Origin of the sequence: Rudanella lutea DSM 19387, assembly GCF_000383955.1 — a bacterium.
GTDB classification, from domain to species: Bacteria; Bacteroidota; Bacteroidia; order Cytophagales; family Spirosomataceae; genus Rudanella; species Rudanella lutea.
In genome coordinates this window covers 416,842-432,065 of record NZ_KB913013.1, presented here as the reverse complement: position 1 = coordinate 432,065, position 15,224 = coordinate 416,842, and the positions used below count along the sequence as shown (strand labels likewise).

General features: G+C 58.1%; 9 protein-coding genes. 7 read left to right on the top strand and 2 right to left on the bottom strand.

From position 1 onward, the window contains the following. Nucleotides 1–99: 99 nt before the first annotated feature. Nucleotides 100–807: an NUDIX hydrolase gene (locus tag RUDLU_RS0101970; RefSeq protein ID WP_019986664.1), complete on the bottom strand. Its 708-nt coding sequence runs from the start codon at nucleotides 805–807 to the stop codon at nucleotides 100–102. Between the two features lie 21 nt (nucleotides 808–828). After that, nucleotides 829–1,854 carry a LacI family DNA-binding transcriptional regulator gene (locus tag RUDLU_RS0101965; RefSeq protein WP_027302675.1) on the bottom strand — a complete coding sequence of 342 codons (1,026 nt, stop codon included), beginning with the start codon at nucleotides 1,852–1,854 and terminating at the stop codon, nucleotides 829–831. A 390-nt stretch (nucleotides 1,855–2,244) separates the two neighbouring features. Here RUDLU_RS0101965 and RUDLU_RS0101960 point away from each other — a divergent pair, with 390 nt between their 5' ends. From RUDLU_RS0101960 to RUDLU_RS0101930, 7 genes are all read left to right on the top strand, one after another. Then, the gene (locus tag RUDLU_RS0101960) at nucleotides 2,245–5,370 is read left to right on the top strand and encodes a SusC/RagA family TonB-linked outer membrane protein (protein ID WP_052316734.1); all 3,126 of its coding nucleotides are present in this window, start codon (nucleotides 2,245–2,247) and stop codon (nucleotides 5,368–5,370) included. 29 nt (nucleotides 5,371–5,399) lie between these two features. Next, the gene (locus RUDLU_RS0101955) at nucleotides 5,400–7,148 is read left to right on the top strand and encodes a RagB/SusD family nutrient uptake outer membrane protein (RefSeq protein ID WP_019986661.1); all 1,749 of its coding nucleotides are present in this window, start codon (nucleotides 5,400–5,402) and stop codon (nucleotides 7,146–7,148) included. Nucleotides 7,149–7,353: 205 nt separating this feature from the next. Continuing rightward, entirely contained in the window at nucleotides 7,354–9,408 is a 2,055-nt protein-coding gene (locus RUDLU_RS0101950; protein WP_019986660.1) for a sialate O-acetylesterase, read from the top strand. Between the two features lie 23 nt (nucleotides 9,409–9,431). After that, nucleotides 9,432–10,829, top strand: coding sequence for a glucuronyl esterase domain-containing protein (locus RUDLU_RS0101945; protein ID WP_019986659.1), 1,398 nt, complete (start codon nucleotides 9,432–9,434; stop codon nucleotides 10,827–10,829). A 48-nt stretch (nucleotides 10,830–10,877) separates the two neighbouring features. Continuing rightward, entirely contained in the window at nucleotides 10,878–12,098 is a 1,221-nt protein-coding gene (gene uxuA / locus RUDLU_RS0101940; RefSeq protein ID WP_019986658.1) for a mannonate dehydratase, read from the top strand. 152 nt (nucleotides 12,099–12,250) lie between these two features. Then, nucleotides 12,251–14,362 carry an alpha-glucuronidase family glycosyl hydrolase gene (locus tag RUDLU_RS0101935; RefSeq protein ID WP_027302672.1) on the top strand — a complete coding sequence of 704 codons (2,112 nt, stop codon included), beginning with the start codon at nucleotides 12,251–12,253 and terminating at the stop codon, nucleotides 14,360–14,362. After that, nucleotides 14,362–15,192 (top strand): SDR family NAD(P)-dependent oxidoreductase, encoded by an 831-nt coding sequence (locus RUDLU_RS0101930; RefSeq protein ID WP_019986656.1) that lies wholly within the window; start codon nucleotides 14,362–14,364, stop codon nucleotides 15,190–15,192. Before RUDLU_RS0101935 ends, RUDLU_RS0101930 begins: the two co-directional genes overlap by 1 nt. The last annotated feature ends 32 nt before the right edge of the window (nucleotides 15,193–15,224 follow it).

Genomic DNA, 15,224 nt, shown 5'->3' with positions numbered 1-15,224 from the left:
CCGTTGGACGTGTAAAGTTGACATTTATTCGTTAATCGTCAAAGTGACACTTAATAATTTTAATGCCTCTGTTTATGTAAATCGCTCACGCTCCCCGTGTCAGGGTTTGGCCCGCTCGCTTGAATTGGGTATGAAATTGAGAAACGAATGGGTCAGCTCTTCGTATTTGGCTGTATCGACCTGGTAGTAATAGGCCCCTTTCTTCGAAAAGCCTTTCTGTTTTTCGTCGAGCTTGATTAACAGGTTCGTGGACAGGATTTTACGACTAAAATTTCGCTTGTCGAACTCCGTGTTGTAAATGGCGTCGTAAAGCTTCTTGAGTTGCGGAATGGTAAATTTTTCGGGCAACAACTCAAAACCGATAGGATGTTGCGAGGCTTTGTAGCGTAGTCGGCCGATGGCCAGCTCCACCATTTGCGCGTGGTCGAACAGGAGAGGAGGGAGGTCGTACAGCGAGAACCAGCGGGCCTGATGGGTCTCGGAGATAGCGCATTCGTAGTCGGCTACCTTGACAAGGGCAAAATACGCCACCGAAATGGTGCGGGCGATGGGGTCGCGGTTGGGGTCGCCAAAGACATGCAACTGCTCCAGATACACGTTGGTCAGGCCGGTCAGTTCCAGCAGAATCCGGTGGGCGGCCTCGCCTAACCCCTCGTGTGGTTGCAGCCATCCGCCCATGAGCGACCAGGTTCCGTCGTCGACGCCCCGTTTAACCAGCAACACATTCAGCGATTCGCCATCGAACCCAAAAATGATTGAGTCTAAGGCAACAAGGTACGGATGCTGGTTTTTGTACTGGTCTAACATAGGCGGTTGGCAGGTTCGGGATTAGATTGGCTTCTTGCGTGAAGACTCCCGAATAATCAGTTCAGACCGCAAAATAATGGTATTGGTGGTTTGCATGTCCATCAATCCGTTTAAGTGATTGATTAGACTCTTCACCGCGATCTCGCCCATTTCGCGGCCGGGGTAGTGAATGGTCGTCAGATTAGGCTCAACCACCTGTGAAACAGGGTCATTGTTGAAGCCTACCACGGCTACATCGGTCGGGATGGAGAGCCCGGCCTTTTTTAACTGCCCCATGCAGGTGACGGCGCAAAGGTCATTCGTGACAAACAGCCCGTCGGGCCGGTGCGGGGAGGCCATCAGTTGTCGGGCGGCCTCGATCCCGGCTTCCTGACTCAGATCCGTTTCGAGTACCAGCTGCTTTTCATAATGAATGTCCCGGTCCTGCAAGGCCATACGGTATCCTTTCAGCCGGTCGGCATATACGTTGCGCTTCAGATTCCCCGTCACGTGCATCACCCGCGTGCACCCTTCTTCGAGCAGGTGCGTGGTGGCTTCATAACCGGCCTTCACGTTGTCGATCACAATGCTGGGGCACTGATTGTGCTCAATGACCCGGTCGAAAAACAGGAGGGGTACCCCGCGATTAATAAAATCGTCGAAGTGTTCGATGTCTTCCGTATCGTAAGCTACAGACACCAATAGCCCATCCACGCGACTATCAAACATGGTTTTCGCGTTGGCTTTCTCCTTTCGCGCCGACTCCAGTGACTGGCTGATAATCAGGTTATAACCGGCTTCGTTAGCTACTTTCTCCATCCCGGCCAAGGCACACGACATGAAATTGCTGTTCAGCCGGGGCACAATCACACCGATGGTGTTGGTCCGTTGTCGGCGCAGGTTACTCGCAAAGGTGTTAGACCGGTAGCCCATTTGCCGGGCCATTGAGGTGATTACGTCTTTGGTGTCGCTCCGGATGGCCGGATGATCGTTGAGCGCCCGACTCACGGTAGCAGGTGAGTAGTTGAGCCGCTTGGCTATGTCGTATATCGTAACTTCTTTCTCCATGATTGACTTCCGTACAAGTTGGCCTCTCTGTTCGTACCACAAATTAAGTACCAACCCGTTCATTTTTACCTTTTGCAACCCATTGCATGGGTAGTTTCCGTGGGTATGTAGATTGCCTGTTGCCTTAATACATTCATTTGTGACCTTTCTAAACCATTTCCTCTCTTTTCTTGCCAATTGCCTGTGGGTTCAAGGCCTCAGAGAATACCTGTCCTGGTAAAAAACCTAAGTGATTGTATTAAATCATGTTTCGATACCACAAAAAAATTATTTTTTCCTGCAACCGATTGCAAATTTAAATTTAACGCCAATACTTTGCACAAAAATTCTGTGTACGATACCTGTTGCTGGCTCCGTACACAGACAGACGACATACTATCCAGATAAATGATGAAAACTTTCCTGGTAAAACTCAAATCCATTGGCAGTGAGTGGTCCGCCCGGAGCCGGAGGGGCTTTCTGGCGCTGGTCGTAGGGCTTGGCACCTGGGTGGGTGTGCAGGCGCAGACCACTTCCGTACAGGTTAAGGGCTTAGTGGTGGATGAAAACAATCAGCCACTGCCCGGCACATCGGTTGTCATCAAAAATACCCAACGGGGTACGGCGGCCGATGCAAATGGTCGGTTTACGATTGCGACTACGCCAAACAGCACACTCGTACTGTCGCTGGTGGGCTACGGCTCTAAAGAAGTGTCGACCGGCAACGGGAGCGAAGAACTCCGGGTGCAGCTTACCCCATCGAACAACCAATTGAGCGAAGTGGTCGTGGTAGGGTACGGTACCCAGCGCCGGTCGGACCTGACGGGCTCGGTGGTGTCGGTCGACTCGCGGGCGTTAAAAGAAGTACCCGCGGCCAACCTGTTGCAGGCCTTGCAGGGCCGGGCTGCCGGGGTCGACCTGGCCCGTACCGGAACCGCACCCGGTGCAGGTGCCCAGCTGCGGATTCGGGGCAACCGTTCGCTCAGTGGCTCCAACGATGCCCTTATTGTGGTGGATGGGGTGCCCTATGGCGGTAGCCTCAATGACCTGAATACCGACGATATTGCCACCATTGATATTCTCAAAGATGCTTCTGCAACAGCCATTTACGGCTCGCGGGGCTCCAACGGGGTGTTGCTTATCACCACCAAACGGGGCCGGGTAGGCAAGCCCACGGTTACCTACAGCGGGCAGGCGGGGCAGAACACCATTCTGGGTCAGTACCCTATGCTCAACGGCCCGGAATTTAAAGCTATGCGCGAGCTGGCTCAGTACAGCGCGGGCAACTCGCCCGACGAACTGGCGGGGATTGCGGCCGGTACGTCGACCAATTGGCAGGATTTGCTTTACAAAAAAGGGTTCGTCACTAACAATGAGCTGAGCCTCTCGGGTGGTAGCGAAAGCACAACCTACGGGTTTTCAGGTGGTTATTATAAGGAAACCGGCGTGATTACGGGCCAGTCGTTCGAGCGATTCTCCCTCCGCACCTCAATCGACACCAAGATCGGGAGCCGGGTAAGCGTGGGTTTCACCAACCTGAGCAACCTCAACTATACCCGGGGTGAGGGCATTAACCCGGTGTACAACACCCTGCGTATCAGTCCGCTCACCTCACCAACCTTGCCCGATGGGACGCCCAACCTGCGCCCGCTGCGTGGCACGGTGGACGAACTGTCGACCATGAACCCGATCACACTCGATGACGCCAACGCCATTGTGCAGCGCCGTCGGCGGATTACAACGTTTAATAGCCTGTACGGCGAGGTACGGATTCTGGACGGCTTGAAATACCGGCTCAACGTGGGTCTCGACTTTCGGCAGGAAAATTTCGGGCAGTACCTCGGCCCCAACACCATTATCAACGCGGGCTCTACCTTACCGACTCAGAACAGCGCGGCCGTGCAGAACGGCGAGTCGTACCGATACACCGTCGATAACATCCTGACGTACGAGAAAGTAGTTGCCGAGAAGCACCGCGTGACCATCACAGGTCTGTACGGTGTGCAGCAGGATCGCAGCTTTACCAACCGCGTCGAAGCAACGGGCTTACCCGCCGACTATATCCAATACTACAACCTGAACCTCGCCAGCGGTACACCTGTGGTGCCCGCTGGCGGGGCCAACAGCTTCAGCCGCAGCGGTCTGGTGTCGATGATGGCGCGGGTCAACTACGTGTTCTCGGATCGGTATCTGCTGACGGCTACCTTCCGGCGCGACGGTTCGTCGGTGTTTCCGGAGGGGACGTGGCTCAATTACCCCGCGTTTGCGGTGGGCTGGAACATTAGCAACGAATCGTTCCTGAAAAACAACGCTTATATCTCGAACCTCAAACTGCGGGCGGGTTACGGCGTAACAGGTAACCAGGGGATTCCGGCCGGGGCTACCCGCGGTAGTCTGGCTACCAACCGCTACAACTTCGGTACCACCAACGTGCTGGGCTATTTTGTCAGTACGCTTGGTAACCAGGGGCTTAAGTGGGAGTCGACGAGCAACGTGAACGTGGGTCTGGACTTTGGCCTGTTCAACAACCGCCTGACGGGTTCGGTGGATCTGTATCAGCAAACAACCGAAGGCCTGCTGGTGCAGAAGAACCTGCCGCTCAGCAACGGGGCCAACAGCTACTGGACCAACGCGGCCAAAACCCAGGGCCGTGGGGTGGAGGTGGTGCTGAACTCCGTGAACGTAGACAACCGCACGAGTGGCTTCAAATGGACAACCGACCTGAACTTCTCGCTCAACCGGGAGAAAATTCTGGCGCTCGAAGACCCCGCTAAAATGCAGGACATCGGCAACGGCTGGTTTGTGGGTCAACCGATCAACGTGATTTACGATTATACAAAACTGGGTATCTGGCAAACGAACGAGGCCGATCAGGCTGCCCGGTACAATGCCGCGCCGGGTCAGATCAAACTCGCTGACCTGAATAACGACAACCGGATTACCGACGCTGACCGTAGTGTGATTGGCACCTTCCAGCCGAAGTGGATCGGAGGGATGACCAACCGGTTTATCTACAAAAACTGGGAACTGACGGCTACCATGAACGCCCGGATCGGTAACAAGCTGGTAGCTACCTACTTCCAGTCGGACGGAACGGGTACGGGCTACGCTTTCCTGAACAACGGCCGGGTAAACCAGCCCAGGTTCGACTACTGGACCCCCACCAACCCGACCAACGCGTTTCCGATGCCTGCCCCCGGCGACCGGATCAACTTCTCGTCGACGCTGGGGTATTACGATGGTTCGTTTGTGCGGATGCAGAGCCTCAATCTGGCGTACAACCTCGCGCCAACGCTGCTCAAGCGGATGGGCTTCAGCCGGGCGCAGGTGTACGTGACCTCCCGCAACCCGTTCCTGATCTACTCGCCGTTTGTGCGGGCGGGGCTGGGTATCGACCCTGAAGGTACCGGTACGGGTGGAGCCGTGCCCACCCAGGGAGCAGCCGCTGGTACGGGCGTCACGGGCCGGGCCATTACCGTGGGCCTGACAACCCCGCCCACCCGGCAACTGCTGGTTGGTGTTAACCTTTCGTTCTAATTCACCCCTCAATCTCAGTTAAGACAATCATGAAAATTCATACGTTTTTCAAAAGGGGTACGTGGGGCCTTATGCTGACAGCGGTGTTGGCAACGGGCTGCCAGGAGGTACTCGAACAGGAGTTTCGTTCGGATCTGGGTCCTGAGTTCTTCGCAACGGCCGGTGGCCTGGAAGGGGGCGTAACGGCTTCGTATTCGATTGCCCGCTTTTTCTGGGGATCGGAGGGCTACACCTACACCGAAAACGCCGGCACCGACGAGTCGATTCTGGGCGCCAGCGACGGAAACCGGACCTTTTTTGAATACACCAACATTCTGCCGTCGGTAGGGGAGGTAGCTTCGATTTGGAACAATAGTTACCAGGCCATCAACAACCTCAACGGGGTGCTCAAATTCGGGCCGTCAGCTTCCATTGATCCGGCCCGCCGGACGGTGTTGCTCGCCGAAGCTAAGTTTTTGCGGGCGTTTTATTACTTCCAGCTCGTGCGCAACTTCGGCGATGTGCCCCTGAGCCTCAGCTTTATCGATGTGCCTACTACGTCGGCTACCCGCGCTCCGCAGGCCGAGGTGTACGCGGCCATGATCAAAGACCTGACCGAAGCCGTGCAGGAGTTGCCCGCCACCTCAAACCAGTCGAAAGGCCGGGCTACCAAACCAGCCGCGCTGCATTTATTGGCAAAAGTCTATCTAACCCGCGGCTGGTCGGCAGCGGCTCAACCGTCTGATTTTGCGACGGCAGCCGCTACGGCCCGTCAGCTGATTGATAATCAGGCTACGTATGGGCTGGGTCTGGAGCAGGACTTCGCCAACGTTTTCCGCGAAGGCAACGAGTACGGCCGGGAGTCGATTTTCGTAGTTGACCGGAACACCGACCCGAGCTATGCCGAAAGCCAGTTTAACAACTCACCCCAGATTGCCAATGGCAACAAAGAGAATCGGCTTAACTTTTACTGGGTATCGTTGTACACCAACGCGCTGAACGTGAACTTCGGCATCTCGGGGGCACCGGCCAATTCGATTGCCGTGATGGATCGTGACACCCGCAACGGGCGGCCATTCCGTCGGTTCCGCCCTACAAACTACACGCTCAATACCGCGTTTGCGGAGCGCAACAACGATTCCCGCTATTTCAAAACGTTCCAGTCGGCCTGGATCTTTAACCGGACCACGCCTGTAACTACCTCGCGCGGGTCGCTGGTGGCCGGTCGCGATACGGCTATCTGGATGCCGGGCGTAGAAGTTACGGAGGCCCAGCGCCGGGCGTTCAAAGGGGTGATTCTGGCGCCGTCGCAGTACACGGCCGACCTGCACCCGACCATGACCAAGCACGCTGCCGTGAACCGATTGACCGTCAACGAGTCGTCGTACCGCCCCATCATTCTGTTCCGTCTGGCGGATACCTACCTGCTGGCGGCCGAGGCCTATATAAAGGATAACAAACCACAGGAAGCCGCGGCCATGATCAATGCCGTTCGGCAGCGGGCCGCGTTTAAGGCAACCAACACGGCCGCTCAGAATGCCGCAGCTGCCACGGCCATGACCATCAGCCCAGCACAGGCAACGCTCGATTTCCTGCTCGACGAGCGAACCCGCGAGCTGTACGGCGAAAACACCCGCTGGCACGATCTGGTACGGACGCAGAGCCTCAAACGCCGGTTGGAACAGTACAACCCGACGCCGGGCTTCCGCGACTTCCACCTGCTGCGGCCTATTCCGCAGTCGCAGATTGACCTGACGACTACGGGCCCCAAGTTTCCACAAAATCCTGGCTATAATTAGTGGTTAGGCTTTCGGCCGGGACGATGGCACTGCCACGATCCTGGCCGAACCTTTGTATCCCGGATAACGTATCTCCATGCACGATTCCAACAAACGTGTCGGTTGTCTGGCTACACCAAAAAACCGGCCTATGCCGGGATGCTCAACGGCTGGCAGGGTAAAGAATAAAGGGAATGTGCTTCCTTACAAAGACTTATCATAGGTAATGAATCGCACACTTCCTGCCGGCTCGGTGGGGAGTGTGTTCTCGCTTTTTATGAACTACTGTATGCAAACGTTCACGATCCGCCTGTTGGTCCTTTGGCTGGTTGGAATAAGCCTGGGCGTTACGCCGGTTCGGGCCGATGTTCGACTGCCTAAACTGATTACGGACGGCATGGTTCTGCAACGCGACGTGCCGCTGAACATCTGGGGTTGGGCCGATCCGGGCGAAGTTGTGACGGTTTTGTGGGCGGGAAAATCGTACCGGGCGACCACCGGCCCAGACCGGACCTGGCAGGTTCAACTCCCGGCGCAACGGGCGGGCGGGCCCTATTCGATGACCATCGAGGGGCGAAACACGCTTACATTGACCGATTTGCTGGTGGGCGATGTGTGGCTCTGCTCGGGCCAGTCGAATATGGAATTACCCATGAACCGGGTTGTGGATCTGTACGCTGACCTGATGGCGACGGCGAATTACCCAACTATCCGACAGTTTAACGTGCCTACCCGCTACTCGTTTGGCGCTGTGCCGGACGATGTGCCGCCCGGCCGTTGGGAGGCCGTGACGCCCAAAACGATTGGTACGTTTACGGCGGTAGGTTTCTTCTTTGCCAAATCGCTGCACGAAAAATACGGGGTGCCCATCGGCCTGATCAAGGCGAGTGTGGGCGGGTCGCCGGCCGAGGCCTGGCTGAGCGATGATGCGCTGAAGGCGTTTCCGGTGCATGAGGCCGTAGCGCAAAAAATGGCCGATAGCGCCTATGTTGCCCGTATTCGGCAGGCCGACGATGCCCGGAGCCGGATCTGGTACACCCAACTGGGCCAAACCGACAAAGGGCGGCATGGCGCGCAGCCCTGGTTCGATCCGGCGTATGACGCGAGCCGCTGGCCCCGGATGAACCTGCCCGGTTACTGGGCCGACGAGCCCGACCCGGCCCTGAAAAAGCTGAACGGGGTGGTCTGGTTCCGGAAAGAATTCGACGTACCCGCTGCGCTCGCCGGGCAACCCGCCCGATTGCGGCTGGGCACCATCGTTGACCGTGATTCGGCGTACCTCAACGGCACGTTCGTCGGTACGATTGGCTATCAGTACCCACCGCGTAAATACGATATTCCGGCTGGGGGGCTGCGACCGGGCAAAAACACGCTCGTGGTGCGGGTGATCAACAACATTGGGCGGGGCGGTTTCACGCCCGACAAACCGTATCAGCTCGAAGTAGGGGGGCAGGTGATCGATCTGAAAGGCTCGTGGCAGTATCAGGTCGGGGCGGAGGCTCAGCCGTTGCAGCCCCAAACGTTTTTTCAGTACATGCCCGGCGGACTGTATAAGGGCATGATTGCCCCGCTGCTGCCGTACGCGTTCAAAGGGGTTATCTGGTATCAGGGTGAGTCGAACGTAAGTCGGGCAACGGAGTACCGGGATCTGTTTTCGGCGGTCATCAGCGACTGGCGCGGGCATTGGCAGGGCGCTACCCCGCAGGCTCCGTTTCCGTTTCTGTTTGTACAACTGGCCAATTACCTGCCTGTGCAGAAAGACCCCGTCGACAGCGACTGGGCGCAACTGCGGGAGGCTCAGCGGCAAACCCTCGCCCTCCCCAATACCGGCATGGCCGTTGCCATCGACCTGGGTGAGTGGAACGATATTCATCCACTTAACAAAGCGGACGTGGGCAAACGGCTCGCCCTGGCCGCCGAACGGGTTGCGTACGGAACCAAAACGGGCGTAACGAGTGGCCCCGTGTTTGCGTCGATGCGGCAGAAAGGCAATCGGCTGGTGCTGCGGTTCCGGGAAACCGGGGGTGGGTTGGTAAGCCGTAACAGCCCCGCACTGAAGCAGTTTGCGGTGGCCGAGATGGGCCCCGATGGAAAACTGGGTCCGTACGTATGGGCCACCGCCCGGATCCGGGGGAAAACGGTTGAGGTCTGGCACGACGCTGTTCGTCGCCCGGTAGCGGTTCGGTACGCCTGGGCTGATAATCCCGAAGGAGCCAACCTGTACAATCGCGAGGGCCTGCCTGCCTCACCGTTTGCGGCACAGCTGCCCGTTAGTCGGTAAGTGCGTTTAAAGACCTTTAGCCTATGCATACCTTTTCTAACTCCATAGCGGTGATTCTGTCGGTTGGGCTGCTTCAGCTCCCGATGTCGGGTCAGGCTCAGTTTGGCCCCCGCACCCCCGAGCAGGATAGCCTGCTGGCCCGGCAAGGGCGACTGACGCAGGCCGATTACCGGGCTATGCTGGCTCAACTGTCTATTACCCAGTTGAGACCGGGGCCATCGGGGAATCCGCAGGCCCCCAATGCCGCTAATGTCGACGAGAGCAAAGCCACTACGTACACCGCCCTGCCTGATCCGCTCCGGCTCAAAAACGGGCAGAAGGTCACCACGGCCCGCCAATGGTGGCAAAGGCGACGCCCCGAAATCGTGGAGGACTTTGACCGCGAGGTGTACGGGCGGGTGCCCGCCGATACGCCGACGGTGCGCTGGGAGGTGGTCAGTACCAAAGACACCCTCAATGGAACATTCCCGATCCGGCTGAAGCAGCTGGTGGGGCATGTCGATAATTCGAGATACCCGGCCGTTGAGGTTCGAATTGAGCTGGTGCTGGCAACGCCCGCCGGTGCAACGGGGCCCGTGCCGGTGATGATGAGTTACGGATTCCGGTTTCCGCCGGGTTTCCGTCCTCCACAACCGCCCGTCTCCACGTCAGCCCCGGCTGCTCCGAGCTGGCAGCAACAACTACTGGCTAAAGGCTGGGGATATGCCGTCATCTACCCCACGAGTTATCAGGCCGACAATGGCGCGGGCCTCACCGAAGGAATCATCGGGCTCATGAATAAAGGAGGGCGCCGGAAACCTGACGATTGGGGTACGCTGCGGGCCTGGGCGTGGGGGGCCAGCCGGGCGCTCGATTATTTCGAAACGGATAAGGCGGTCGATGCCCGGCAGGTAGGCATTGAAGGGCTTTCGCGCTACGGCAAAGCAGCCATTGTGACCATGGCCTACGATGCCCGCTTTGCCATTGGGTTTATCGGATCGTCGGGCGAGGGGGGCGTCAAGATTCACCGGCGCACGTTTGGCGAGCAGGTCGAGAACGTGGCTTCCTCGGCCGAATACCACTGGATGGCGGGCAATTTTATCAAATATGCGGGCCCCCTGACCCCCAACGACTTGCCCGTGGATGCCCACGAACTGGTCGCTCTTTGTGCACCCCGCCCCGTATTTATCAGCTCCGGCTCCCCCACGGTAGAGGGACAGTGGATCGACGCGAAGGGGATGTTTCTGGGGGGGGCGTACGCCGGGCCGGTGTACGAGTTGCTGGGCAAAAAAGGGCTCGGCACGGATGTGTTTCCACCGCTCGAAACGGCTCTTATCGACGGAGATATCGCCTTTCGGCAGCATAGTGGGGGGCATACAACCGGCCCCAACTGGCCCGCGTTTCTGGCGTTTGCTGACCGATACCTGGGCGTGGGCAAATAGAAAACATGAATACCCACCACCCGAAACCAAAAACCTAAAACCACTCAAATGGGTATGTTACAAACGATGCGCTGGTTCGGGCCGAACGATCCGGTGTCACTGATGGATATTCGGCAGGCAGGCTGCACGGGCGTCGTGACAGCCCTGCATCAAATTCCCGTCGGGGAGGTGTGGTCGGTGGAAGCCATCCGCGAGCGTATCGCGTTGGTCGAAGCCGACAATGCCCGCTACACGCCCCTGCACTGGGCGGTGGTGGAGAGCCTGCCCGTACACGAGGACATTAAAAAGCGAGGCCCGGGCCGCGACCGATTTATCGAAAACTATAAAACGTCGATTCGAAACCTGGCCGCGTGCGGCATCCGGACGGTCTGCTACAACTTTATGCCCGTCCTCGACTGGTCGCGCACGAACCTAAGCTACGAGATGCCCGATGGCTCGCGGGGGCTTCGGTTTGTGTGGGAAGACTTCGCTTTGTTTGACCTGTGTATTCTCCGGCGGCCCGGTGCCGAAGCGGCCTACGAGCCTGAGGTAATCGAGTCGGCCCGCGCCCGGTACGCCCAATTATCGGCTGAGGCCCTGGCTGAGTTGACATCGGTGGTGCTGCTGGGGTTGCCCGGTTCCGAAGAAGCCTTTTCGCTCGAAACGTTTCAGGGGCTGCTCGATGGGTACGCGACGATCGGTGATGCCGAGCTGCGGCAGAATCTGTACACCTTTATTGCCGAAGTTGCCCCGGTAGCGGCCGAGGCTGGCGTCAATCTCTGCATTCACCCCGACGACCCGCCGTTTCCGTTGCTTGGGCTGCCCCGGGTGGTGAGTACCGAGGCCGATCTGGCTCAGTTGATGGAGGCCTGCCCGCTGCGGGCCAACGGGATTACATTCTGCACGGGCTCGCTCGGCGTGCGGCCCGACAATGACCTGCCCGGTATTGTGCAGCGTTGGGGCGACCGGATTCATTTCGTCCATCTTCGCACCACGAAGCGCGAAAACGAGGGACCACCGACCCGCCCCCGTGACTTCCACGAAGCCGACCACCTGGCGGGCGATGTAGATATGTACGCGGTGGTGAAGGCACTGGTGCTCGAAGGGCAACGACGCGCCGAGGCTGGCCTTGGCGAAACGAGCATCCCGATGCGGCCCGACCACGGGCATCAGATGCTCGATGATCTAAACAAGAAAACGTACCCTGGTTATTCGGCCATTGGACGCCTGCGCGGCCTCGCCGAACTGCGCGGGCTGGAACTGGGCATTAGCCGGGGTTTGGGTATTTAGTTTGTCGTTTTTGGTTTTTTGTTTATGGTTGATTGGGTTGCAAGTGGTTTATAAACAGGTTGTTCGTTGGTTTATACGAATGCCGGCGGCTGCGCTCCACTCGTTGCCATCAGCGGCCCGCACTCTTTCACTCTTTCGCTCTTTCACTCATTATGATAAGAAAACTTCTTCTGGGCTTGCTGCTGGCGAGTCATGTGGTTTGTGCCGACGATGGGTATCGGCTATGGCTTAAATACGACCCGTTGCCCGATGCCACCCAACGGGCCAGCTATGCCCGGTCGGCTGGGTTCATTGCCGTAACGGGTAACGACCCCGTACTCAGAACGGCGGCATCCGAATTACAGGTTGGCTTGCAGGGATTGCTGGGTAAGCCGGTGCCGGTGGTAGCTTCGGCGGCTGGTAAAACAGGCGGTATTGTGTTGCAGGTGGGTAGTGAACCGGCCCTCAACCGCGAAGGCTACCGGCTGGCCTCGCGCGGAAATAACCTCGTGGTGAGTGCCAACAGCGCATCGGGGGTGCTCTACGGAGCCTTTGCGATCCTGCGGCAGGTGCAGACCGGGGCGCCCATCGCTAACCTGTCGGTAACCAGTAACCCGAAAGTGAAGCTCCGCATGCTCAACCACTGGGACAATGTCAACGGCACCATCGAACGGGGGTACGCCGGTTCGTCGCTCTGGAAATGGTACGAGTTACCCGAGCGGATCGACCCGCGCTACCGCGATTACGCCCGCGCCAATGCGTCGCTTGGCATCAATGGTACGGTCGTGAACAACGTGAACGCCAGCCCCCGGTTCATGACCGACGAATACATAAAAAAGGTAGCGGCCCTGGCTGACGTGTTTCGACCCTACGGTATCCGGGTGTACCTGTCGGTGTATTTTCCGGCGTCCAAAGTGGTGAATGGGCCCGGGAAACCCGCCCTGAAGTCGGCTGACCCCCTCGACCCGGCCGTGCGGCAGTGGTGGGCCGAGAAAGTGAACGAGATTTATGCCCAAATTCCCGATTTCGGTGGGTTCCTGGTGAAGGCCAATTCGGAAGGGGAGCCCGGCCCGCAGGATTACGGCCGTACCCATGCCGACGGTGCCAATATGCTCGCTGAAGCCCTCGGTACCCACGATGGGGTGGTGATCTGGCGGTCGTTTGTGTACAAGCCCGCCGAGAATGCCGACCGGTTTCGGGCGGCCTACGAAGAGTTTACTCCGCTCGACGGGAAATTTCACCCCAAGGTGGTTGTGCAGGTGAAAAACGGCCCAATTGATTTTCAGGTACGCGAGCCGTTTTCGCCCCTGTTCGGGGCTATGCCCAAAACACCCCTCGCCATGGAGTTTCAGCTGACGCAGGAATACCTTGGGTTTGCCACGCATATGGTGTACGAAGCGCCGATGTTTAAGGAGTGCCTGGATACGGATACCTACGTGAAAGGCCCCGGCTCCACGGTGGCGAAGGTGATCGACGGGAGTCTGCACGGGTACGAACAAACGGCCATGGCCGGGGTTGCCAATACGGGCTCCGACCGCAACTGGACGGGGCATACCATGGGGCAGGCCAACTGGTACGCCTTTGGCCGGCTCGCCTGGGATCATACGCTCACCTCCGAAGGGATTGCCCGCGAGTGGGTACAGATGTCCCTCACCCGCCAACCCAAAGCCGTACAGACAATTACCGACCTCATGATGCGGTCGCGGGAGATTTACGTGAACTACACCAATCCGCTCGGTCTGCACCACATTATGGGCTACGGCATCCACTACGGTCCTGAGCCCTGGCTCGACAAGGCCCCCCGACCCGACTGGCGACACACCTATTACCACCGGGCCGACTCGATTGGGGTTGGGTTCAACCGCACCGCAACGGGCAGCAACGCCCTGAGTCTGTACACGCCCCCCGTGCAGCAGCAGTGGGGCAAAGCCGAAACCACGCCTTTGCCGTACCTGCTCTGGTTTCATCATGTGCCCTGGAACCAGACACTGTCAACGGGTCGTTCGCTCTGGGATGAGCTGTGTGTACGGTATTATACCGGTGCCGACTCCGTGCGCTGGATGCAGCAGCAGTGGGCGCAGGTGAAGCCCGCTCTCGATCCTGAGCTGTTCGACGATGTGGCTGGCCGACTGGCGGTACAACAGAAAGAGGCTATCTGGTGGCGCGATGCCTGTGTGCTGTATTTTGGTCGGTTTGCCCGGCGGCCTATTCCGGCTCCGTTCAAAGCCCCCGACCGTTCGCTCGAAGAGGTCAAACGATTAGTCGATATTTACCAATTACGATAATGCAGGAAGTATCCGAATTACAGGCTGAGGTGCCCGATGCGGCTTCGGCCAAAACTGGACCCGGCGCTTTTTCACTCGAAGGCAAAGTGGCCCTAATTACCGGGGGTGGTAGCGGCATTGGGTTCGATATGGCCCGGTGCATGGTGGCGGCCGGTGCCACAGTGATCATTACCGGCCGACGGGAAGCCCCTCTGCGCGATGCCATTGCGGCCATAGGGGAGGGGCCCGCTCAGAACACGGCCCATTATTATGTGAACGACGTAACCCAGCTCGACACCCTCGACGCGCTCGTGGAAAGGGTAGAAGCCGATCATGGTCCTGTCGATGTTCTGGTGAATAATGCCGGCATCAACCTCAAAAAACCGGCCCTCGAAGTAACCGACGACGATTTCAACCGGATTATCCAGACGAACCTGAACGCAGTGTTTGCCCTGACGCGGGCCTGCGGTCGGCGGATGGTGGCCCGGCGGCAGGGATCCATTATTATGATCTCGTCGATGGCTGCCTATTACGGCATCGACCGGGTGGTGGCCTACGCAGCTTCCAAGTCGGCCGTGGAAGGTATGGTGAAAGTACTGGCTTCTGAGTTTTCAGGGTATAACGTGCGGGTCAATGCGATTGCGCCGGGATTCATCGAAACCGAAATGAGTAAGGTGGCCATGAACGGCGACCCCGACCGGCGCGACCGGGCCATGCGCCGAACCCCAATGGGTAAATTCGGGAAACCCGAAGACATTGGCTGGGCAGCCGTTTTTTTGGCATCCGATGCCGCCCGGTACATTACCGGCGCGTCGCTACCCGTTGATGGCGGAAATTCAATTGGGTTTTAAAAAAGGGGAGGAAAGGGAAAAAGGAGAAGGGA